We start from the raw sequence: 22,710 nt of genomic DNA, 5'->3' as shown, positions 1-22,710 counted from the left end.
TCAAAGCCGGTTCGAGATTGGAACGGGAATAATGCCCCTATCCGGCTGTCCAATCCATCAGCCAGATCGCAGCGATCAGACAGGCAGCGCCCACCGATAATCCCCCTGCAAAAAGCGCCATATATTTTCTTGAAACGGGCGCGGATTCATGGGTATCGAGGCGCTTAAGCACCCGCACAGCCTGACGCTGGGCCGTCACAAAAATGACGATGCCCATCAACATGAAAAGCGTAGCGATCAGTTTTGGAATCCAATTAGGTTCCAACTTCCCAAATAGGGCATTAAATCCCAAACCAATACCAATGGCCGCAAGACCGGTACGCATCCAACCACCAAAGGTGCGCTCATTGGCCATAATGGTTCTATCTTCCGCTAGATCGGTGCGCGTTTCGGCATATTCCGTGTGGATGTCGGCTTCATCCGTCATGGTCCGTATGCCCTTCTTTCTTTTCCAATTCTGGTCCAGCGGTTTTCATCTCGATCGGCACCGGTCCCTTGAATGTCAGCGTGCGGTAAGGGAATGGAATTTCAATACCAGCATCATCGAGAGCACGTTTTATAGTGCGCACGACCTTGTCGCGGGATTTGTGCATATCGATGGGGGTCGAGTGCGCCCACCACATCACCGTATAATCCACACTGGACGAGTTAAATTCGCGGGCGAACACATGAACGCCTTTGCTTTGCTCCACCTCCCCGGCTTTTTCCAACGCCTCTTTTATGACCGTCGCCGCCTTGTCCACATCCTCGCCATAAGCCACCCCGCAAACGATGGAGAAACGCCGCAGTTCCCTGTCGGTTCTTATATAGACCGGGTTCTTGTAAAGCATAGCATTGGGAAGGATTACCAATTGATCATCGGGCTGGCGGATATAAGTATCGCGGATGGCAATGCGTTCGATCTTTCCTTCCACCCCCTCGCATTCAATAAAATCCCCAAGGCGCATGGGTTCGCGTAGCATGATGAGGGCGCCCGCGATAAAATTCTCAAAAATATCCTTGAAGGCAAAGCCGATGGCCACAGAACCAAGCCCTAAAGCTGCCAAAAGTTTGCCTGGCGTGACGCTTGGGAAAACGATGGTCACAGCGATCAAAACGCCTGTCAGCCAGACCATCAAATGAGCCAGTGTTTTTAATAGTTCCCGCAAGGAGGCGCGAATTTTGGTACGGCGCAAAAGCCGACCCAGAAGATTGTTTATGAATTTTGCACTGGCCCAACTGAGAAGGATAACCAAAAAGGCAAGAGCCAGTTGAGGCAGGGTTTTGACCAGCTCCAGCCACATGGAAAGAAGTTTGTCGTTCAAAAGTGCGACAATTTCCATCTCTCCGCCCTCATCTTTATGTCGAGGCGCTTTTTTAAGAACGCACCGGACAATGGATCCAACAGAAGATCAAGGTCGATATTGGGCTGAATGCGGGCAGAAATACAAGAAGATAGCCAAAAGTGCCCTTAACAGTTCAGGCTTTCTGTTCCCAGCCCCCCTGCTCTTTTTGCTGCCAGTAGCTTCGTTTTTTTGTTTTATCTTTCCATGCCAGCCAATCCGCGCGGGCCTGGCTAACAATATCGTCATCCTGACCATCAAACATATAAAGGCACATCTGATACCCGCCAAGATCCTGCGGCGCCGGGGCTGCATTGATCAAAATCAGCGTATCGGCCCCATTGGGGCATGTGTCTTCCATTGTCAGATAAGCGGGCTGACGTTCAGGAAATCCGCTTTCTTTGGTGCCATGGGGTAAAAACGAAACCGGATCATAGGTCCACAAAGCCCGATCAAGGCTTTCCAAAGTGGAAGGATCGGGCACCTTTACGCAGGCCTTAAGGCCCCGGTCGAGCACCCGTTCCAGCAATTTGGGAAAAGCCACCTCCAACGTCTGACGCTGGAGGTGGTAAAAACGGACTTCAGCTACCATGGCCGTATATCCGTGAAGGATAGGATGTGCCGATCAGCCTGCCTGTTTTTTAAGAGCGATCCACGCATCCACATTTTCTTCCAGAATATCCAAAGGCAATGGCCCGTGGCGCAAGACCTCATCATGATAGCCACGCATATCAAAAGCATCGCCCAATTCCAAACGCGCTTTTTCACGCAAGGCCAGGATCTTTTCCTTGCCGATCATATAGGCCGTCGCCTGACCGGGCATAACGATATAACGCTCAATGGCTTTCACCACATCGCCTTCAGGATTGGGGGTATTTTCACGCAGATAATCAATGGCCTGTTCGCGGGTCCATTTCTTGTCATGAAGGCCGGTATCCACCACCAAGCGGCAAGCCCGCCATAGTTCCATCGCCAAGCGTCCGAAATCGGAATAGGGATCTTCATAAAAGCCCATTTCCTTGGGCAAATATTCCGAATAAAGCCCCCATCCTTCCGTATAGGCTGTGAAACGCGCCAGCTTCTGGAACATGGGCAAGCCATCCAGTTCTTGCGAAATGGCCAATTGCATATGATGGCCGGGAATACCTTCATGATAGGCCAGCGCTTCCATCTGATAGCTGGGCATATCCATCATATCATAAAGATTGGCGTAATAGGTGCCGGGCCGCGAACCATCCAAAGCAGGTTGTTGATAAAAAGCCTTTCCGGCGGCTTTTTCACGAAATGGCTCCACCCGCTTTACCACCAGATCGGCCTTGGGCAGGATACCGAACACTTCCGGCAAGCGCGTGCGCATGGTGTCGATCAGCGCCGTTGCTTCATCCAGATAACGCTGACGCCCCGCATCGGTATTTTCATAATAAAACTGCTCGTCGGTGCGCATGAATTCAAAGAAAGCCTGCAAATCGCCTTCAAAGCCCACCTGCTCCATGATCTTGCGCATTTCGCCATGAATGCGGTCCACATTATCAAGGCCGATCTGGTGGATCTCGTCTGCGCTCAGATCCGTGGTGGTGTAACTGGCCAATTGCGCCGCATAATAATCCGCGCCATCGGGCAGCTTCCACACGCCATCATCGGTGGTGGCAATTTTTTCCTGCCGCTCCATTTCCGCAATCAACCGCTCATAAGCCGGGCCGAACACATCTTTAAGCGCCGCGCGGGCACGGGCGGTCAGATCGGCGGCTTCATCTTCCGGCAAATCCAGTTTGGCAATTTTGCTTTCGATATCATCCATCAAAGCCGAATTTTCGTCACTATCACCAAAAGGAGCGCCGGTAATCACATTGCGGGTCGCCTCGATCACGATGGGATAGACGAATTTCGGCGGCATGATCCCCATATCTTCCCGCTCTTTCATATGGGCGATCAATTGATCTACCAGCCCGCCTACGCCTTCAAGCCGCGCAATATAGGCGTCTGCGTCCGAGGCTTCTGTCACCCCGTGGATATTGATCAAAAAGCTGGGAATTTGCTGCTGCCAGCCAAACATCTGGTTTACGGGATAGCTGTATTTACGCCATTTATAGCTTTCCACATCGCGGGAGGTCACGGTCTGGAACAAGCGATAGGAAAGCTTTGCCGACGGCTCCAATGCCTCGACATCAAAGGACTTCAGCGCTTCCAAGCGCGCCTTATTGATGGCCAGTTCCTCAGCTGCCGCCTCATCGGACAGATCGTCCCATTTCCCGTAATCTTCGGTCTTGCGGCCCATATAGGCCTGCGTCATAGGCGACCGCGCCACATCTTCTTCAAACGCCTTTTGGAAAAAGGCCATCAGCTTTTGGGTTTCGGTTTGCGCCTGCTCTGTTGCCGTTTCGCCACTTTGCTCCATGCCGCTGCGTTGATCATTTACGGCTTCATTGCTGCCTTGATCGCAAGCTGCAAGGCCGATCGCCAGAACAAGACTTGAGGCACCGCGAAAGAAAAAACGACGTTTAGATGGTCCCGGCATGGAGAGCTCCCTGTCTGTCAATTATTGCACAATGACACCATGCCCCGTTCAAAGCCCTTGGCCAACAAAACGGAAGCAGGGTCCATATGGTCTGTAAGAGAGACTAGACTGCGTATTTTCATGCAGCAAGGGAGATCGTATAATCTGTGGTTATAGGCCGCTGCCAGTGCCTGTGCCCCCTGCATTGGTAGAAACCACGGGGGTGAACTCGGCACGATAGGCCGATAAGAACGAACGAAATTGATCCACACCCCCAAGCTCACCAACTATGCGGCTGAGTTCGCCCTCCGGTGCGCCATCGGGGCTGGTTAAAAGATCGAACACGCCCGCATAGTCGCCATTTTTGATCAAAGGCTGATAACGGCTACGCAGCTGCGAAAGCCCCGTTCGATCATCGGTGAAGGAAAGCGCAAGGGCCCGCCGAATCAGGGTTTCCCGCTCTCTCAAGCCTAGCGTGCCCTCATTTTGCCAGCGATTCCCCAAAAGACGACTTGTGATGGCGGCAAGCTGCGGCCAATCATGGCTGGCCCAAAAAATATCGGCGCGTAATTCATCGGCCTCGCGTCCCGAAATATCTTCCAGCAATACGGTTGCTTCTTCATAGCGCTTGAGTTCCGCCAAAGCCCGCGACGATACCAAAGACCGTTGAACCATCACATCAGTGGGTAGAACGGTTTGGCGGGTGGCGCGCATAATTCGAAGGGTTTCTTCAGGGCGCCCATCAAGCAAATAAATCTTGCCCAATTGAGCGGCCACAAGCGCCTGCGCCGACCCTTCCAGACGATAGCTGACCTGATGCTCCAACAGATCGGCGGCCCGGTCCAGCAGATCAACAGACACTAAACGCGCCACCAATTGACGGATCATCCGGTCCCCCGGCTCACCCAAAGGTGTTAATTCCGAGAAATCATAAAACAGCCCCAAGGCCGCCAGAGGAGGCAACTCGTCGGCTTCCCCGTCCAAAAACAGGCGGCTGAAAATATCGGTCATCCGAGCCGCCAATAGCCGCGCCTTTGGCGTTTCGGAAAAAGCCGACGCCGCATGCTGCAATGTTTCCAGAGCCTGCCGGAATTGTCCCTGTTCTGCATATAGGCTGCTCAATGTTTCGAGCACATCCAATTCCAGAAGATCGCCCCGCCATGCAAAGCGCAAGCGCTCCAGCCGTTCGGTCGCTTCCGTGATGGAAATTTCGCCTTCCGCATATTCCAATTTGGTCAGGTCCAGCCGTGCCTGGGTGGACAAACGCCGATCCGATGCGGTGGCCGCATCTTGAAAGCGTGCTCTTGCCGTGGCGATATCTCCTTGCCGCTGCACCAGCTTTCCATAGGCATAATCCGTGGCCAGTGCCGCCGTTCCGTCCAGCCCCATATTCTGCAAGGTCACAATCTGGCCCGATGCCACATCATAAGCCTGTTGATCAAGGGCCGCACGGGCCATGGCCAGATGCATCCGGATCAAAAACGGGCGGTCATGTAGAACCAGCGCTTCACTGCCCCGCCGAAAATAAGACAAGGCATCTTTCATGCGTCCGGCTTTCTCCACCGCCAATGCCCGCCATAACCAGATATCGGATTCCGCATCCAGATCAGGGTCCAAAAACTGCTTCAACGCCTGCTCGGGGCGTCCAAGATCCAGCAAAACCACACCGGAAACCGCACGCCACAACATGGTTTGTTCAATCTGCGGGTCGGTATCCTTCAAAAGCTGAAGCATGGCATGGGCTTCGGGTGCCGCCCCATGAGCCGTATAAAAACGCGCCAGATCCCAGCGCAGCGCCTTTCGCTGTGCCGGATTGGCTTTTGACAGCGCCAAAAGCATGGCCTGTTCGTTTTTGGTATAGTCCGTTATCGGCCCTTTGCGCCAATTGGCAAGATCCAGCAAAGTTTGCGCAGATGCACCGCCCGCGCTGGCTTCAAATTTCAAGGCAAGATCCGGCTCCGATACCGCCAATCCATCCCGCGCCCCGATGCTCACGCCCGTGGAAAAGCGCACGATTTCAAGATCATCGGACAACGCCTTTATCACCAGTCCTTGAGCGCTGGCCAACAGGTCGAAATCCACATATTGATTGCGTTCGGCCAATCCGCGCCCATCATCGCCAAGCGGAAGAATATCCAGAACATCACCGATAACAGGGTCCGGAACCCGTAAGCGCCCGCCCACATCATCCGCCGTGACAAAAATCACGGTCCCTGCGTCACCGCGTTGTCGTTCAGGCTCCAAAGCCCTGCGGGGTATCGTTTCATTTTCGGCCATACGTAGCCGCCAGATGGCTCCGGTTCTGCGCACGGAAATCCCCGGATCGCCGCGCAACTGGAAGCGCACCACTTCAAAGCCCTGCACATCCATCTGTTGAACAACGCCAATATGCCCCGCCTGCCCCTGTGCAATTGCCGCCCGAACAGCAGATAAATCTATGGGCCGCTTGCGCTCGAACACCGCCCACAGCCAACCGGCACGCTTGAAGACCGCCGCCGTTGTTGCCCTTTGCCAGCCAAAGGCCATTTCCACCCCATCAGCGGTCACAGACAGGTTCACCGGCACCGCGCCCGGATCACCCGTGGGGGTAAAAATCATCATGCCCTGAGGGGCTTTTGCGGAATTTTGCGCTGTTTGTACTGGCAAGGCGCGCACAGACTGTGCTTGCGTCGAGGCAGGAGATGCGGCTTTGGCCCCTTCGGCAAGGAAATCCACCACAAGGCTGGAGCCGTTCAGGAAATGGCGCAAATTGCCTGTTCCCGTCACCTGAAGCTCGACCGTCACCGTGCCGTCTTCGGAGATCACCTTTGGATCATGGATGAACTTCAGCGGATATTGAACAAGATCACCAAAAGTGAATGCATATGCTTTGGAAAACTGAAGTTGGATCACACCATCGGACAGGCTGGCCTGATAGTGTGGGACATCGGGGAAATCAAACACAAGGCGGCTATAGTCCGCATGTTCCCCTTTGCGCACGGAAATGGCGGGCTCGTTCGCGGATATTTGCGCAGATCCCGACATGCTCTGAAAAACAAGCATCAACACAAGCGCCAAAAGCCAGATCGCTTTAGCGTTCATTGTTCGGCTCCGTTTTCCAGGCCAAAATCTCGATATCGACACGGCGTGCGAATTCCGGGCGCTGATCAAGCGGCACAGCGGGATCGATCCTGTCAAATTGCCCATCTCCATAGCCAAAAATCCTGATCGGTCGCTGATAGCCCGATTCTCTTAAAAGCTTTGCCACACTTTCCGCCCGACGCAAAGACAACTCCCAGTTGGACGCGAAAACCCGCCCTTTCACAGGGCTGGGATCGGTATGACCGGACACCACCAATTGGTTGTCCAACCGATTGAGCTGGCTTGCCAGATCCTCCAGCATTTGCCTGGCAGCCGGGGTTACCGTGGCCGCCCCGAGGTCAAAGGCCATATCGGCAGGCAGGCCCAAGATCACGCGGTCCGATGTTTGACGCACCAAAGAGCCCACCCCCTTCCCATAGGAAACACCGGACGTCCACCGGTCCGAAAACAGGGCCGACAGATAATCCGGGCTAGAGGCCCAAGGCACAAAACTGCGCAGCCTTTCGGCATCGGGCTTGGCGTCTTTTCCGATATGCGCCTGTTCCGGGTTGAATTGCTCGCGGAATGACGACACCACCGCTTGCCATTCTGAAAGCTGAACGGCGTTCATGGAAAACAGCAGCACAAAAAAAGTCAGCATCAAAGCCAGCAAATCCGCCAGACTGATCATCCATGATGGTGTCCCCGACGGGGCTTTTACAATAAGCACTGGGCGCTCGATCATCCCCCACCCCTCGAAAAATCCGGACGTTTTTCCGTGCGCAGACGGATGGCGATTTCGCGGCCCGGCGCCAAGGCATCAAGACCCACAACAAGAGACGAAGCGGGCACACCGGCGCGCACCATGGCTTGAGCCAAGCTGTTGGCGCGGCGATACGCCAATGCGCCATCGTCCCCTTTCTGGCCGAAAACAAAGGCGATGCTTCGATGGTCACCTTGCGGGACTTCTTGAACCAGTGCGGCCATTTTTTCAAAAAAGACACCCGCTTGTTCGCTCAAACGGGCACTTTTCGAGAAAAACAGCGCATTGGCTCCCACTTCATAGACAAGAATATTGCCGCCCTCTTCGGGATATGTCCGGGATGGCCCCAGAATCTCGGCAATATAATGACCGACTTGGGAAATATACTCACTATCGGATTGAGAATGTCGCCCCGGAGGAATAAGACCGGGCGTTTTCGCTTTCGCCTCAAAAGGCCGTTCAAACGCCTCTTCAAGGCTTTCCATCGCCGCTTTGGACCGCGCGGTTTCCTGATTGGAAATCACATTCATCACGATGAAAAACGCAATAATAATGAAATAGAGAGAGACAAACAGCCCCACGGTCGGATCGATCAATCGAGAAGTGGCCGGCTGCCCGGGGGTGCGCATGGCTCACCTCAATCGAAACTGGCAAGCAAGGCGTCGATATCGTCCTGAGAATTGCCCTTGCCATTCAATTGCGGCCCGTGCTTCAGGGCCTCTTCATTCACCACTTCGCCGCCTTCATCAAAAATACGCTCGTCTTCATCTTCATGCACCACCGTATCGCCAATGGCGAGGGCAAGGGCCGACAAGCGGTCTTCAATATGCCGCAGCACGCTCACCACTTTGGACACACGCTGCCCGGTAATGTCTTGAAAACTTGATGCCTCAAAAATCTCCGTTGAAAGCGTGAACAGCTTTTCGCCGTTTGGCCCTTCCACATCCCCGGCAATCTCGCCAAGGCTGTCGGCCGCATCCATGATCCGGCTTGCGGCTTCTTCGGTATGGGCAACCACCGCATCCAATTCATCACGGGCGGTTGCAATATGCTTATCGGTCATGGTTTTAGGGCGCATGGACGACAGTTCATCGCGGGCACGGGCGATGAAATCCAGGATTTCACGAACTTCCGAACCCACATCGGCAGGGGCCCCAACCCCTTGCCCATCCAGCGAAGACACCAGATTTGCAACAACAGCGCCGATTTCATCGACGGTTACAGCTTCACCTTTCGACGCCTTTATTTCGGCGAGCCTGTCCTCGATGGTCAAAGCCACAGCCCTGCTCATATATCGATGCTCCTGAGCGTTATGCGCCTTATGGACGCGCCTGATGAAACACAACCTTAAGCCAGTGTCGTTAAAAGCCCCTTAAAACGTGTTTAAGGCGCTGTTTTTTGACCAACAAGGTCTTCCACATCAGGAAGACGGGTGGTTGTCGCCAGTCGGGTGGTTAAAATTCTGGCCGCGTCCGTATCCATTTCCGCAAGCAAGGCTGCCATTTTACGATCCGACATACGGGTCGCTACCTGCTGTTGGATATCCATATCCAGCCGTTCAAAAATCGATGCGGCATCCTTTGGCTTCATGGTTTCATAAACCTTGACGATGCTATCGATCTGTTCATTTTCCTGTTCCTCATGGCGTGTCACAAGGACAGAAATTTCTTGTTCAATGCTGCGCAATTGCGAGATCTTCTGATCGATCCGGCGTTCTGTCGAGGCCAAAAGCTGTTCACGCAATGCCGCTTGTTGTTCCCGCTCTTCAAGCTGTTGGCGCCGTTTTCTCAAGTCTTGCAGCAAATCCATTTCCGACCGGCTGACCCCGCCCAATGTGGGGCTAGACCGCACTGCAGATGATCCGGCTTCCTCTGCTGCACCGCTTTGTGCGGATTGATCCTTGGGCAAGGTAGCTGGCGCGCCTTCATCCTGCGCTGGTGCAGTGGTGGTCGAAGCCGCGTTTTCTTGCGCACTGGCCTCGGTCACAAGGCGTGTTACATCCCCTAAAAGCGTGCCGGTTTTTGCCGCCAGAACCACCGAAGCGGTCAGGATGAAGACCGGCAAAAGACGTGGCTTGCCATAAGCTGAAACTGTAGACAAAAACTGGCCGCTCATCGTGCTTCCTTTAACGCCTTCAAAAGATCGGGACGGCCACTGCGGATCGGAGTCACATTTTCTTCCCCGCCATGTTTCGAGGTCAGCCTTTTCTCCAGCCGGTTTGCCAAATTATCACCCGCTTCCGTAATCAATGTCAGTTCATCGGCCAGCGCCCGCGCCTTTCTTGAAGCGGAGCCAAGATCATCAATGGCCTCTGCGCTTTCCTTGCGAAGATGCGAAACCGCGTCTTGCGCCTGCTTTGTGGAGCTTTCAAGCCGCCCCATCAAATCGGCCAATTCGCTTTGGCCTTTTCGCATATCGATCAAGCGACCATTCACACGAATACACGCAAACAGGACAGCCCCCAGCAGCATGATCAAAATGCCATCCATCAGCAATCCTGTCATTTCTGTCATATCCATGGCGTTATTCCTTTTGTGCCCGCCGTTTCAAACGATTGATGTCATCAACCTGTACGGCAAGGTTTTGACCCGATCGTCCCATCTTTCCACGGAACATCGGCACCTCTCCGCAGCGCATTTCCATGCTGTCTCCTGGTGAGACATTGAGAGAAATGGTCTGCCCCACCTGCAAATTCATCACATCGCGCAGGCTCATCAACTGCTCATCCAGAACGGCCCGCAACTGCAGATCGGCCGACCATAATTCCGTCGCCAGATGGGTTTCCCAAATGCTGTCACGGCCAAATTTTTCCCCCATGAAACGCTGCAACAGCAATTCGCGGACCGGCTCCAGCGTGGCATAGGGATAGAGCAATTCCAGACGCCCGCCGCGGTCTTCCATATCGATCCGGAGCTTGATCAGCACAGCCGCATTGGGCGGACGGGCAATGGTGGCAAAGCGCGGATTTGTTTCCAGCCGGTCGAAAGTGAAATTGGTGGGCGACAAGGGTTCAAAGGCCGCCGACATGTCCTTGAGGATCACGGCGATCATCCGCTCCACCAGCGTTTGTTCGATGGTGGTATAAGGCCGCCCTTCAATACGCATGGCCGCCGTACCGCGGCGCCCGCCCAGCAGCACATCGACGATGGAGTAAATGAGCGAGCTATCCACGGTCATCAGGCCGTAATTATCCCATTCCTCAACGCGGAATACCGCCAACATGGCAGGCAGCGGAATGGAATTAAGATAATCGCCGAAACGCACCGAAGTGATATTGTCGAGACTGACCTCGATATTATCGGAGGTGAAATTACGCAAGGATGTGGACATCATCCGAACCATACGGTCGAAGATAATATCCAGCATGGGCAGACGTTCATAGGAAACGAGCGCGCTATTGATGAGCGCCTGTATGCCATGCGCATCGCCATCGTCATCGTCGCCATCAAAGCCCAAAAGGCTGTCGATTTCGTCCTGATCGAGCACCCGGCCCGGTGCGCCGCCATTATAATCGTCGGTGTCGTCTTCCTCGTCGCCACCGGCCATGGCTTCCCATTCGGCGGCAACCGCATCGTCATCGGGTGCATCGTCGCCACCGGCCATCGCCTCCCATTCGGCGGCAACGGCCTCGTCGTCGATTTCCTCGTTTTCAGTTTCGTCAGCCATGATTGCCTTACTGGACCAGCATTTCCCGGAACAACACGTCTTTCACTTCCACCGGCGCCACCGAGCGGTTGATACGCACCAACAGTTCTTCCTTCAACCGATACAACCCTGCAGAGCCATTCAGGTCTTGCACGCGAAGCTCCCGCAGATACACCTGAAAATCATCAATGACACGGGGCATTTTTTCTTCCACCGCAGCGCGGGCGCTTTCCCGGTCTACCTCCAGGCTGACACGGGCGCGCAAAAACTGCTGCTGGCGTTCGCCGGTATTCAAATTCACCACGAATTCCGGCAGGTCGATAAAAATCAGTTCGACCTTTTCTTTGGCAGCAAGCTCTTCTGGATCAGGCTCTTCTTTTTTACTGCCCCCGAAAAAAAGCATCGCTGCAATAACGATGAGAACAACAAGACCAAGAGCCGCCCCACCAAAGAGGACAATCTTTTTCCCGCTCAGGCGCTTTTCCTCAAGCTCCCCAAGCTCATCCACGTCGAGATCGTCATCCATATCGTCGTTATCTGCCATATTCTTACCGTTCCAACGACCAGGACCAACGCATATCCCGGCCCCTTATGCCTATAGTTAATATCCAGAGTGTTAATAAGTCGTAAGGGTCGCAAAATCCAAATCATTCAACCCAACCGGCAATCTCTGCCGCCCGCCCCGCTATTTTGCGACCGTTTCGCGGTTCTCGCAGGGAAAAAAAACACAACACATTGCTTTTAAATGATTTTTTGTTCTGGCACGACCATTGCATTGTCGGGAGCAAACCAATCACGCCACATTGTGGAGACGGGGCATGGATACGTTACTTTCAGTCGGATTATCTCATCAAGGCGCCATGATGCGCCGCATGGATGTGATTGCGAACAACATTGCCAATGCCTCGACCACAGCTTTCAAGCGCGAACGGGTGGTGTTTCAAGACTATCTGTTCGAAATGAAAGGCGAAGGCCCCAAAGACCTGCGACAGGTTCAAATGGTGCTGGATTATGGCGTGGTTCCAGATATGAAAAACGGCGAGCTCAACCCCACCAACAATCCTCTGGATGTGGCCCTTGATAATGAAGGCTTCATGGTGGTGGAAAACGATCAGGGCGAGCGCCTTTATACACGCAATGGAAAGTTTCAGGTGTCTGTTGCCGGTGAATTGGTCACACAGACCGGCGAACGCATTTTAGGCACCAATGACCAGCCCATTCGCATCAATCCGGAAGATGTGAATATCGTTATTTCCGATGACGGCACGATCCGTTCCGATCTGGGGGAAATCGGCCAGATCCAGATGATCCAGTTCGACAATTATCAAGGCCTGGAGCGGCGCGGTGACAGCCTTTATTTCACCGATCGCCCCGAGCGTCCGACCGTTGGCCTGCGCCTTATTCAAGGGGCATTGGAAGGGTCCAATGTCAATCCCATCCAGCAAGTAACCAATATGATCAGCGTGTTGCGCAGCTACCAATCCATGGAACGCAGCCTGAACGATTATTCCGAAATGCGTGATGGCGCCGTCGATCGCCTGTCCCGCGTTCAAGCCTGATTGCCGCCCACATAAGCACAACGGGCATAAGGAGACGAAGAATGAAAGCATTAAGCACCGCCGCCACCGGCATGTTGGCACAGCAGATGAATGTGGAGGTAATCTCCAACAATATCGCCAATCTTAACACCACCGCCTTCAAGCGCCGCCGTGCAGAATTTCAGGATTTGCTTTACCAGACCATCGAACGGGTGGGCGCCAACTCCACGGCGCAAGGCAATGTGGTCCCTTCCGGTATTCAGGTGGGTGTGGGAGTGCGGGCCGCAGGTGTGTACCGCATCGCCACCCAGGGCAGCCTTGAACTGACGGACAATTCTTTGGATCTGGCCATCAATGGCAGCGGCTTTTTCCGCGTTCAAAGCCCTGACGGCGAAGAACTTTATACCCGTGCCGGCTCCTTCCAGCTTGATCAGGATGGCCGACTTGTCACACCGGCGGGGTTTGAAGTCTTGCCCGGCATCACCATTCCCCAAGAAGCCGTTGATGTGACCATCAATCAGGAAGGCGAAGTGCAGGTCTCCTTGCAAGGACAGGTCAATCCGCAAATTGTCGGCCAGCTTGATCTGGCGATTTTTCCCAATGAAGCCGGGCTTGAAGCCCTTGGCTCGAACCTGTTGCGGGAAAGTCAGGCATCAGGACCGGCCAGCGTTGCCACCCCCGGCACCGATGGCTTCGGGCTGATAGAACAAGGATTTCTCGAACGCTCCAATGTGGACCCGGTTCAGGAAATCACCAATCTGATCACCGCCCAACGCGCCTATGAACTGAATTCCCGTGTAATCACCACTTCCGATGAAATGCTGAATGCTGTCAATAGCTTACGCTAATTGAATTCAATCTGGAAAATCCAGAGCACTTGGAGAACACCCATGGCCCGTATCATTTTCTCGCGTTTTTCGATCCGGAAAACAGCATCGAGGCTGCTTTTGCCATTGCTTTTATTTTGCACCTCAAACGCTGCGATCGCGGCCATGACAAAACCCACAGTGACAGTGGATGGACCGGTGGTAACTCTGGGCGATGTGCTGCTGGATGCGAGGGCCGCTCAGGATCATGTCATCGCCGCGGCCCCGCAGCCGGGGAAATCCATGACCTTGTCGCGCTTCGATATCGACCGGGCCATGGCCAATGCCGGCCTTGCAGAAGGACTGGATGACAGCCGTGGATATGTCACCATCAGCCGCAGGGGGAAAAAAGTGCCGCCAGAGATTCTGGAAGCGCGGATCATGGACAAAATTGCCCAAAATGGAGGCCCGGACCGGTTGAAAATCCGCCTCACGGGTTTGCGGTCGCCGCTTTATATCGCGCCCCAAGCCGATTTGGGCGATATCGAGATTGAAAATCTTTCCCATGATGAGCGCAGCGGCCGATTTACGGCCACCATTGCCATCGCCCAGGAAAACGGCGTCTGGAACCGCACCACCCTTTCCGGCCTTGCCGAACCGGTGCGTCTGGTGCCGGTTCTGGTCCGCGCCTTGTCCGATGACGACATCATTTCCCGTTCCGATATCGATTGGATCGAACTGCCCGAACGACGCATCAATCGCACCATGATTTTGGAAAGCGCCGATCTGATCGGGCTATCCCCTACCCGCACAGTGCGTGCCGGAACCCCCTTGCGCATGAGCGAGGTTCAAAAGCCGGTTCTCGTGGAAAAAGGAGCGTTTGTAACCATGCAGGTCCGCCATGGCGGGTTGATGCTCAGCGCCACCGGCAAGGCCATGCAAGATGGCGCACTTGGCGATTTCATCCGGCTGATCAACACCAGCACCAACCGCACGATTGAAGCACAGGTGGCCGGGCTGGGTGTGGTCAATGTTTTGAGCCACGTCACTCTTTCCGCCAATCAATAAGATCAGACTTCAAGGGAGACACATCATGAACAGCCCCCTTTCCACTTTGCGCACTATTGGCGGTCTTGTGGCGTTGAGCACCGCCCTGAGCGCCTGCACGGTGGGCGATCGCCTTGCCAATATCGGCAAGGCTCCGGATCTTGCTCCCATTGAAAATGTCCAGGCCCCGGCAAAACAGCGCTCGATCTCTTTGCCGCAGCCGGCCCAAACCGCCCATGTAGGGCAAGCCAATTCCCTGTGGCGCACCGGAGCCAAAGCCTTTTTCCGCGACCAACGTGCCGGCCAGATCGGCGACATCCTGACCGTCGCAATAGAGATCAACGATCGGGCGGAAATAGAAAATGAAACCATCCGCTCTCGCAATAATGGCGAAACCGCCGGACTTGACGGCTTTCTGGGCTTTGAAGGCAAGTTGGACAAAGTGCTGCCGAATACGGTGAACCCGGCCGCCCTTGCGGATTTTGGCTCCACCAGCACCAGCACAGGGTCCGGCGAGGTGGACCGCTCGGAAGACATTAGCCTGACCATTGCCGCCATCGTTGTGGATGTCTTGCCAAATGGCAATCTCGTCATTCAGGGCCGGCAGGAAGTGCGGGTGAATTTTGAAGTGCGGGAATTGTTGATCGCCGGTATCGTGCGTCCGGAAGATATTTCCTCTGGCAATACCATCAATCATTCGCAGATTGCCGAAGCCCGCATTTCCTATGGCGGACGCGGACAGCTGACCGATGTGCAACAACCACGTTATGGCCAGCAGCTCTACGACATCCTGTTCCCGTTCTAAAAAACAGGGGCACGGCTTTTGGAAAAGCGAAAAGACCGGATGGCTGCTCAGTCGTCCGGTTTTATTTTGAAAAATTTTGCGTAGGCAATGGGGTCCATCCGCACGTGCAAATGTGTTGCCCCCGCATCGTCCACGCGTTGTTCCAACACATCCGCATTGCGATGCAGCCAAGAAACACTGGCCCCTTCCCATGGCTCCAGAACAATATGGTGAATACTGTCTTGCGCCCCCACAATGGCGTCGATCCGCTCCATCAGGGCCGGGATTCCATCGCCGCTGATAGCCGAAATCGCCACCATATCAATATCCCTGTCCGCACGATTGAACATCGCCTCTTGCTCGGCTTCGGACAAAAGATCGATTTTGTTCATGGCTTCGATCATCGGCGGTGCGCCCTCTTCTCCCGGTTTTACGCCAAGATCGGCCAAAACCGACAGAACATCCGCCTTTTGGGCTTCGGTATCCGGATGGGCCGCATCACGCACATGGACGATCAAATCCGCAGAGGTGACTTCTTCCAAGGTGGCACGGAAGGCGGCAATCAAATGCGTGGGTAGCTCGGAAATAAAGCCCACCGTGTCGGAAAGGATCACTTTGCGGCCCGTTACCAGATCAATGGCCCGCATGGTGGGATCAAGGGTGGCAAACAACATATCCGCCGCCAGCACCTTGGATTGCGTCAGGCGATTGAACAGGGTGGATTTTCCTGCATTGGTATAGCCCACCAGCGCCACAACAGGATAAGGCGCTTTTTGCCGCCTGCTACGATGGAGCTGCCGGGTGCGGGTGACCGTTTCCAATTGGCGGCGAATGGCGGTGATACGCTCGGAAATCATGCGCCGGTCCGCCTCGATCTGGGTTTCACCGGGGCCGCCGATAAAGCCAAATCCCCCGCGTTGCCGCTCCAGATGGGTCCAGCTTCGGACCAACCGTGATTTCTGGTAATTCAGATGGGCCAGTTCGACCTGAAGTTCGCCTTCCTTGGTGGCGGCCCGTTCACCGAAAATTTCCAAAATCAGACCGGTCCGGTCGATGACTTTGGTTTTCCATGCCTTTTCCAGATTGCGTTGCTGTACGGGCGTCAAATCGGCATCCACCACCGCCAGATCGATCTCCCGGCTTTCGATCAGGATGCGCAGTTCTTCCAGCTTACCCGTGCCTAGCAAGGTGGCAGGGCGCAGCGAAGACAATGGCACCACGGCCTGTTCCACAACATCGATATCAATGGCTGCCGTCAGGCCCACAGCTTCTTCAAGCCGGGCTTGCGGCGACCGCACCCGATCATCGGCCATAGATTTACCATGCCGGGATTTGCGCCAGGGGTGAATCACCAAGGCACGCGTGCGCCCACCGCCATCGGACATGGCGGTGAGCGGCTGATGGTCGCTAGAATTATCGATCACTGAGGCAACTTTGTTCAGCGGTCAATCGTCTTCGATATCCTTTTCAGGCTCGAATAAACTGATTGGACCTGAGGGCATGATAGTCGAAATGGCATGTTTATAAACCAACTGAGAATGCCCATCCCGGCGAAGCAGAACACAAAAATTATCAAACCAGGTAACGACTCCTTGCAGTTTGACTCCATTCACCAAAAAGACGGTGACGGATGTTTTTGATTTTCTGATATTGTTAAGAAAGACATCTTGAAGATTTTGAATTTTTTCTGACATTTTTCGCCGTTCTTTTTTTGTTAACCGTGCCGACAAGCCTGACATCTCCTTGGGCACAAAGAAGAGAAACCATCCGAGAAAACTCTCAAAGCATCCCATCTTGCAGAATTTCAGCCTCTCTTTATCGAGACGGGCCCGATAAATCGCCAAGCTGAAACATATCCCTTCTGCGCTCCCGGTTTTATCCAGGTCGCCAGCCCGTAGCCAGTTTGACACGTTTGCTGCAAAGCGGCAATTCGTTACGAAAAATTTGTTTCCGAGACGCCCCCGAATGTTATCCCCTCGCCGCCTTGTTTTGGTTTTTAAAAGAACTCAAGATGCACAGAGAAGAGCTGCTCCACGGTTTTGACAGACTCTGTAAGCGCCAAAACCACAACACGATCGCCCGGCGCGAACACCGTTTCACCGCGGGGAACGATCACTTCCGAGCCACGTGTAATGGCCCCGACCACCACACCGCGCGGGAATTTCACCTGCCGCAGATTTTTCCCTGCCACTGACGAGGCTTCCAGAATTTCCGCTTCGATCACTTCTGCGGCTCCATCGCCAATGGAATGGAGATCCCGGATACGCCCCCGACGGATATGACGCAAAATGGTGGAAACCGTCATTTCGCGCGGGTCCACATGCACATCGATTCCCATGGAATCAATCAAAGGCCCATAAACCGTATTGTTGATAAGCGTGACAGCACGGGCGCAGCCATTTTGCTTGGCCAACAAAGTGGCCAGAATATTCACTTCATCTTCATTGGTTACGGCCACCACCGTTTCCGCTTCCGACACATTGGCTTCACGCAGAATTTCCGGGTCCAAAGCATCGCCGTGAATAACCACGGTGCGACTCATCTTGTCAGCAACGAAAGCAGCCCGTTCTTCATCATATTCAATGATTTTTACATTCAAACGCGGCGTGCGGTTTTCCAATCGACGGGCCAAATTCAGCCCCACCGACCCGCCACCGATCACCACAATGCGCCGGGCGGCTTCTTCTTCATGGCCGAACACCCCCATCGCCCGCGCCACATGCTTGGTTTCCACCGCAATATAAACGCCGTCGCCCACCTCCATATGGTCGTCCGCCAGCGGTACGAATAATTTGCCACCCCGAAGGATTGCCAGAACTCGAACCCGCAAATCCGGGAACAATTCGGTCAATTGGCGTAACGGGGTATCCACCACAGGGCAGTGTTCATCCAGCCGCAGCCCCAAAACCCGCACCTTATCATCAGAAAACGGCAAGGTATCAAAGGCACCGGGAACCTCCAGCCGTCGGTAAATGGCATCCGCCACTTCCACTTCGGGCGAGATCACCACATCAATGGGCAGATTATCCCGGGTGAACAGATCGCTCCATTGTGGGTCCAAATAGCTTTGATTGCGGATGCGCGCTATTTTGGTTGGCACATTGAACAGGGAATGGGCGATCTGGCAGGCCACCATATTCACCTCATCGGAAATCGTCACCGCGATAATCATATCGGCGTCGCCCAAACCGGCTTGCTCCAACAGGTTTGGATCCGAAGCATGGCCTTCAAGAGCTTGAACGTCCAACATTTCACCGACCTTGCGGATCAGCTTTGCCGAGCGATCAATAATCGTGACATCATTTTTCTGGCCGGCCAGATAACGGGCGATATTCAGCCCCACCTGCCCCGCCCCACAAACAATGACTTTCATTCCATTTCCTTGCCTTGGGCTTTTTCGTCATCGATGGGCGTTGATCGGACCACCTTAAACGCTTTCGTCCTCACCCAAACGCCGTTCTTGTGTTGTCAGCCCCAAATTCTTGAGCTTCCGGTGCAAAGCACTGCGCTCCATACCGATAAAATTGGCTGTTTTCGATATATTTCCGGAAAAGCGGGTGATCTGGACGCGCAGATATTCCTTTTCAAACACTTCCCGCGCTTCACGCAAAGGAAGGGTCATCAAGGGCACGTCTCCACCGCCATGCAAAAGATCATCGGCATCGCTGGTGATATCCGCAGGCAGCATGCCCAGATCAATAGCATCCTTCCCATCGGGAGCCATGATCAACATCCGTTCGATCACATTGCGAAGCTGGCGCACATTGCCCGGCCAATCATAAGCCTGAAGTGCCGCCAGCGCAGGCTCGGCAAAATCAAGCGCAAGGCGCCCGTTCGCCGCAGCGACAGCCTTCACGAAATGGTCGGCCAAAAGCGGAATGTCTTCACGCCGCTCACTTAAAGACGGCACGCGGATCGGCACCACGGACAAGCGGTGAAACAGGTCTTCCCGAAACCGGCCCAATTCGATTTCCCGACGCAAATCCCGGCTAGATGCCGAAACAACACGGACATCTACTTGCACGCGGGTATTGGACCCCACCCGTTCAAAGGTTTGTTCGGTCAGTACCCGCAGGATTTTTGCCTGTGTGGTGGTGGGCATATCCGATACTTCATCGATAAACAAAGTACCGCCATGGGCGCGTTCAAACAAACCCGTTTTCACCAGACCGCCATCGCGCTCCACCCCGAACAGTTCCTGTTCCATGCGCTGCGGCTCCATCGAGGCTGCCGACACAATGACAAAAGGCGCACGAAACCGCTTGGACCGGGCATGTAACAACCGCGCCGCCACTTCCTTTCCCGAACCGGGAGGGCCGGAAAACAGCACCCGCGAATTGGTGGGGGCCACCCTTTCAATGGATTGACGCACCGTGTGAATGGCGGCGGAATCACCGGTCAGTTCAAACACCAGCCCCACGCGGCGCTTGAGATCTTCATTTTCCCGGCGCAATTCTTCCGCTTCCGTTGCCCGCGAAACAATGAACAGTAACTGGTCGGACTTGAACGGTTTTTCGATAAAATCATAGGCACCGCGCTTGATGGCGGAAACAGCCGTTTCCACATTGCCATGGCCCGAAATGATAACCACCGGCAAATCAGGATGGCGACGCTTGATAAGCTCCAGCACCTCAAGCCCATCCAAGCGGCTTCCTTGCAGCCAAATATCAAGAATCACCAAAGATGGTCGCCGCGCTTCCAATTGCGCCAAAGCACTGTCGCAATCATGGGCGACACGGGTTTGATAGCCTTCATCGCTTAATATACCAGCAACCAGATCGCGGATATCGGCTTCATCATCAACAATCAGGATATCAAGCGCCATCAGCGCGTACTCCTTGTTACTTTATGCGGCAAATTACTGCGCCGCATATGCGTCTTGTTTCTTTGGTTCGTTCAGTTTTTTACGAAGTCGGGTCATGGAAAAGCACAAAGACACAATAGCCCCGCCTTTGGGGCCATTGGCCAAAATCAACGTTCCTCCATGTTCTTCAGCGATCTTGTTCACAATGGCGAGGCCCAGCCCTGTGCCTTTTGCCCGTGTGGTCACATAGGGTTCAACCAAGCGATCCCGGTCTTCGGGCAAGCCGCGCCCATTATCACAAACAGCCAACGTCACAGCGTCTTCATCCTGCGTCAAAGAAATGGCAATCTCGCCGGGTGTTTTGTCACCATCTGAAAAGCGCCCGGAGATGGATTCATGGGCATTTTTTAACAGATTGGTCAGGGCCTGCGCCAACAACCGCCCATCGCACACCAAATCCACCGCGTCATCGGGCACGCTCAGATGATAGCGAATGTCATCATTGCCCATTTCTTGCAAGAATACCGTCTGGCGCACAATGTCGCGTAGATTTTCCTCGCGGAAACTGGGGGCTGGCATCCGTGCGAACGAGCTGAATTCATCCACCATACGCCGCAGATCGCCCACTTGCCGAATGATGGTATCGGTGCACTGGGTGAACACGCCGGGATCTGTCACCACTTCTCGTTCATATTTCCGGCGCAACCGCTCTGCAGAAAGCTGGATGGGGGTCAGCGGATTCTTGATTTCATGGGCGATGCGCCGCGCCACATCCGCCCAAGCGGCGGTGCGCTGGTCGCGCAATTGATCCGTCACATCATCAAAGGTGACCACAAAACCGCTGATCGTCTTGCCATCGGCTTCGGCGGCAACCCGCACCAACAAAGTCCGCGCCTGTTCCTTGCGCATCACAGTGATTTGCGCCTGCGCCGTGCCTTGCATGGATTTCGCGGCTTCATCCAGCAGAGGCCCCATTTGCGGCGCAATCACATGCAGCGGCGTGCCCACAACATCATCGGGTTTCAGCCCCAAAAGGTCGCAAGCCGAACGGTTGGGCAAATGGACCACCCCTTGCACCGTCACCCCGAAAACCCCGGCAGAAACCCCTTCCAGCACCGTTTCCAAAAAGCTGCGCCGGTCATCCAGTTCACGGTTGGTGCTGACCAGTTCCCGTCTTTGCGCTTCCAATTTGCGGGTCATGCGGTTGAAGGTACGCGACAAAACACCGATCTCGTCCGGTCCGCCCGGCCCTTCTGCTCGGGCGGTCAAATCCCCTTGTCGAATACGGTTGGCCGCTTCAACCAACCGGCTGATGGGAGCCACAAGCCGATTGGCAAACCACAGGCCGATCCATACCGCAGCCAGCAAGATCAACAAGGTCACGACGATAAAGATCGCATTGGATCGAATCTGCACCGAAGAACGCTGCCCCTCAAGCGTCCGGTAGGTTTCCACCGCCCGCCGCGCCGCCTCCACATGGGCCGTCACCCGGGGATCAACCCGACGCCCCACATATAAGAAAGCATCATAAAAGCCATCAAGACGCGTAAGGGCCCGCACCTGATCGTCACCGGGATCGGCAATCACCACCTGTTCGCCACCGCTAACCCGTTGCATGACCGTTTCCGGAACGCGATTGGCCGACAAATCCAGATTGAACGAATATTTCGCCAGAATACGCCCATTGCCGGTGAACACGATCACTTCTTGCAAAGACCGGAACAGCGCCTGTTCCTGAACCATGGTTTGCAGCAAAGTCCGGTCGCGTTCCGCCTGTGGGGCCGCCTGATTCAAATCATTGGCCATGGCGATCAGGTCCAGCTTGATGTTCTGCCGGTGCTCTTCGATATAGGCATCGGCAACTTCAAGGCTGTTATTGAGCGCCCCGCGCACGGAATCGGAAAACCAGTTCTGCACGCCATATTGCAAAAACAGCACCGACAATACCGCCATGATAACGGGCGGCACCGCAGCAATGGCCGCGAACAGCGCCACCAGACGCAAATGCAACCGCGATCCCGCCGATCCTTCCTTGCGGGCAAACCACACCCGCACCACCCGGCGCGCCACAAGAAAGGCAAGAGACACCAGCAGCATCAGATTGATCAGCAAAAGCGTGGCCACAAGGCCATCGGCCACATCCGCCGCAGCGCCTTTCCGGCTAAGCGCGATATATGTGGCAATGCCAGACCCCACGGCCACCATCGCCAGCGCAATTTCCAGCTTCAGGCCCAATCCCACACGCCGCGCCCATAAGCGCAGCCGCGTCATCCGCCTTGTGGCATGGCGCACAGCAGCGGGGTCGCCCCCAAGCTCACCCGCAGGTTTTTGCTCTGGACCAGCCTGTGCTCCGGATATTTGGTCAGAAATATGTGTCATTCTTTATCCATGCCATCGTCATGTGACCACACAGCAACAGGTGCAAGAATGCAACAACTTTATCATGA

21 protein-coding genes are annotated in these 22,710 nt (G+C 54.6%); 4 read left to right on the top strand and 17 right to left on the bottom strand.

Going from position 1 to position 22,710, the window contains the following annotated elements:
• Positions 1-37: 37 nt before the first annotated feature.
• The 12 genes from IEX96_RS02190 to IEX96_RS02135 all read right to left on the bottom strand — a co-directional run bounded on the left by IEX96_RS02190 (position 38) and on the right by IEX96_RS02135 (position 11,828).
• Positions 38-427: a YidH family protein gene (locus IEX96_RS02190; protein WP_150005917.1), complete on the bottom strand. Its 390-nt coding sequence runs from the start codon at positions 425-427 to the stop codon at positions 38-40.
• Positions 417-1,322 carry a mechanosensitive ion channel family protein gene (locus tag IEX96_RS02185; protein WP_150005916.1) on the bottom strand — a complete coding sequence of 302 codons (906 nt, stop codon included), beginning with the start codon at positions 1,320-1,322 and terminating at the stop codon, positions 417-419. The genes IEX96_RS02190 and IEX96_RS02185 overlap by 11 nt, the downstream gene beginning before the upstream one ends.
• 136 nt (positions 1,323-1,458) lie before the next feature.
• Positions 1,459-1,914 carry a DNA polymerase III subunit chi gene (locus IEX96_RS02180; protein ID WP_150005915.1) on the bottom strand — a complete coding sequence of 152 codons (456 nt, stop codon included), beginning with the start codon at positions 1,912-1,914 and terminating at the stop codon, positions 1,459-1,461.
• A 33-nt stretch (positions 1,915-1,947) separates the two neighbouring features.
• Positions 1,948-3,837: a DUF885 domain-containing protein gene (locus IEX96_RS02175; protein ID WP_188873398.1), complete on the bottom strand. Its 1,890-nt coding sequence runs from the start codon at positions 3,835-3,837 to the stop codon at positions 1,948-1,950.
• Between the two features lie 150 nt (positions 3,838-3,987).
• Positions 3,988-6,897 (bottom strand): tetratricopeptide repeat protein, encoded by a 2,910-nt coding sequence (locus IEX96_RS02170; protein WP_150005914.1) that lies wholly within the window; start codon positions 6,895-6,897, stop codon positions 3,988-3,990.
• Complete coding sequence (locus tag IEX96_RS02165; protein WP_150005913.1) at positions 6,887-7,621, bottom strand: OmpA/MotB family protein; 735 nt, start codon at positions 7,619-7,621, stop codon at positions 6,887-6,889. The genes IEX96_RS02170 and IEX96_RS02165 overlap by 11 nt, the downstream gene beginning before the upstream one ends.
• Positions 7,618-8,268 carry a hypothetical protein gene (locus IEX96_RS02160; protein ID WP_188873397.1) on the bottom strand — a complete coding sequence of 217 codons (651 nt, stop codon included), beginning with the start codon at positions 8,266-8,268 and terminating at the stop codon, positions 7,618-7,620. Before IEX96_RS02160 ends, IEX96_RS02165 begins: the two co-directional genes overlap by 4 nt.
• Before the next feature lie 8 nt (positions 8,269-8,276).
• A complete protein-coding gene (locus tag IEX96_RS02155) occupies positions 8,277-8,930 on the bottom strand; it encodes a protein phosphatase CheZ (RefSeq protein ID WP_188873396.1) in 654 nt (217 codons plus the stop codon).
• Positions 8,931-9,022: 92 nt separating this feature from the next.
• A complete protein-coding gene (locus tag IEX96_RS02150; protein ID WP_150005910.1) occupies positions 9,023-9,754 on the bottom strand; it encodes a MotE family protein in 732 nt (243 codons plus the stop codon).
• Positions 9,751-10,158 carry a DUF6468 domain-containing protein gene (locus IEX96_RS02145; RefSeq protein WP_150005909.1) on the bottom strand — a complete coding sequence of 136 codons (408 nt, stop codon included), beginning with the start codon at positions 10,156-10,158 and terminating at the stop codon, positions 9,751-9,753. Before IEX96_RS02145 ends, IEX96_RS02150 begins: the two co-directional genes overlap by 4 nt.
• 4 nt (positions 10,159-10,162) lie before the next feature.
• On the bottom strand, positions 10,163-11,305 hold the full coding sequence (fliM, locus tag IEX96_RS02140; RefSeq protein ID WP_188873395.1) for a flagellar motor switch protein FliM: 1,143 nt from the start codon (positions 11,303-11,305) through the stop codon (positions 10,163-10,165).
• A gap of 7 nt (positions 11,306-11,312) precedes the next feature.
• Positions 11,313-11,828, bottom strand: a complete 516-nt coding sequence (locus IEX96_RS02135) for a flagellar basal body-associated FliL family protein (RefSeq protein WP_229773468.1) — start codon at positions 11,826-11,828, stop codon at positions 11,313-11,315.
• A 274-nt stretch (positions 11,829-12,102) separates the two neighbouring features.
• Between IEX96_RS02135 and flgF the strand changes: the two genes are divergently transcribed.
• The 4 genes from flgF to flgH all read left to right on the top strand — a co-directional run bounded on the left by flgF (position 12,103) and on the right by flgH (position 15,480).
• Entirely contained in the window at positions 12,103-12,843 is a 741-nt protein-coding gene (gene flgF, locus IEX96_RS02130) for a flagellar basal-body rod protein FlgF (RefSeq protein WP_188873394.1), read from the top strand.
• A gap of 41 nt (positions 12,844-12,884) precedes the next feature.
• On the top strand, positions 12,885-13,670 hold the full coding sequence (flgG, locus tag IEX96_RS02125) for a flagellar basal-body rod protein FlgG (protein ID WP_149999354.1): 786 nt from the start codon (positions 12,885-12,887) through the stop codon (positions 13,668-13,670).
• Positions 13,671-13,814: 144 nt separating this feature from the next.
• Complete coding sequence (flgA, locus tag IEX96_RS02115) at positions 13,815-14,696, top strand: flagellar basal body P-ring formation chaperone FlgA (RefSeq protein WP_188873392.1); 882 nt, start codon at positions 13,815-13,817, stop codon at positions 14,694-14,696.
• A 25-nt stretch (positions 14,697-14,721) separates the two neighbouring features.
• On the top strand, positions 14,722-15,480 hold the full coding sequence (gene flgH / locus IEX96_RS02110; protein WP_150005906.1) for a flagellar basal body L-ring protein FlgH: 759 nt from the start codon (positions 14,722-14,724) through the stop codon (positions 15,478-15,480).
• Between the two features lie 47 nt (positions 15,481-15,527).
• Here flgH and hflX read toward each other — a convergent pair whose 3' ends face one another.
• The 5 genes from hflX to IEX96_RS02085 all read right to left on the bottom strand — a co-directional run bounded on the left by hflX (position 15,528) and on the right by IEX96_RS02085 (position 22,642).
• A complete protein-coding gene (gene hflX, locus IEX96_RS02105; protein WP_188873431.1) occupies positions 15,528-16,844 on the bottom strand; it encodes a GTPase HflX in 1,317 nt (438 codons plus the stop codon).
• A gap of 60 nt (positions 16,845-16,904) precedes the next feature.
• Positions 16,905-17,153 carry an RNA chaperone Hfq gene (hfq, locus tag IEX96_RS02100; RefSeq protein WP_150005953.1) on the bottom strand — a complete coding sequence of 83 codons (249 nt, stop codon included), beginning with the start codon at positions 17,151-17,153 and terminating at the stop codon, positions 16,905-16,907.
• A gap of 302 nt (positions 17,154-17,455) precedes the next feature.
• Positions 17,456-18,832 carry a Trk system potassium transporter TrkA gene (gene trkA / locus IEX96_RS02095; protein WP_188873391.1) on the bottom strand — a complete coding sequence of 459 codons (1,377 nt, stop codon included), beginning with the start codon at positions 18,830-18,832 and terminating at the stop codon, positions 17,456-17,458.
• Between the two features lie 54 nt (positions 18,833-18,886).
• The gene (gene ntrX, locus IEX96_RS02090) at positions 18,887-20,284 is read right to left on the bottom strand and encodes a nitrogen assimilation response regulator NtrX (protein ID WP_150005905.1); all 1,398 of its coding nucleotides are present in this window, start codon (positions 20,282-20,284) and stop codon (positions 18,887-18,889) included.
• A 33-nt stretch (positions 20,285-20,317) separates the two neighbouring features.
• On the bottom strand, positions 20,318-22,642 hold the full coding sequence (locus IEX96_RS02085) for a sensor histidine kinase NtrY-like (RefSeq protein WP_229773466.1): 2,325 nt from the start codon (positions 22,640-22,642) through the stop codon (positions 20,318-20,320).
• Between the last annotated feature and the right edge of the window lie 68 nt (positions 22,643-22,710).

The sequence above is a fragment of the Iodidimonas muriae genome (assembly GCF_014647255.1).
GTDB lineage: Bacteria > Pseudomonadota > Alphaproteobacteria > Sphingomonadales > Rhodothalassiaceae > Iodidimonas > Iodidimonas muriae.
This window is presented reverse-complemented; position numbering and strand designations above follow the sequence as displayed.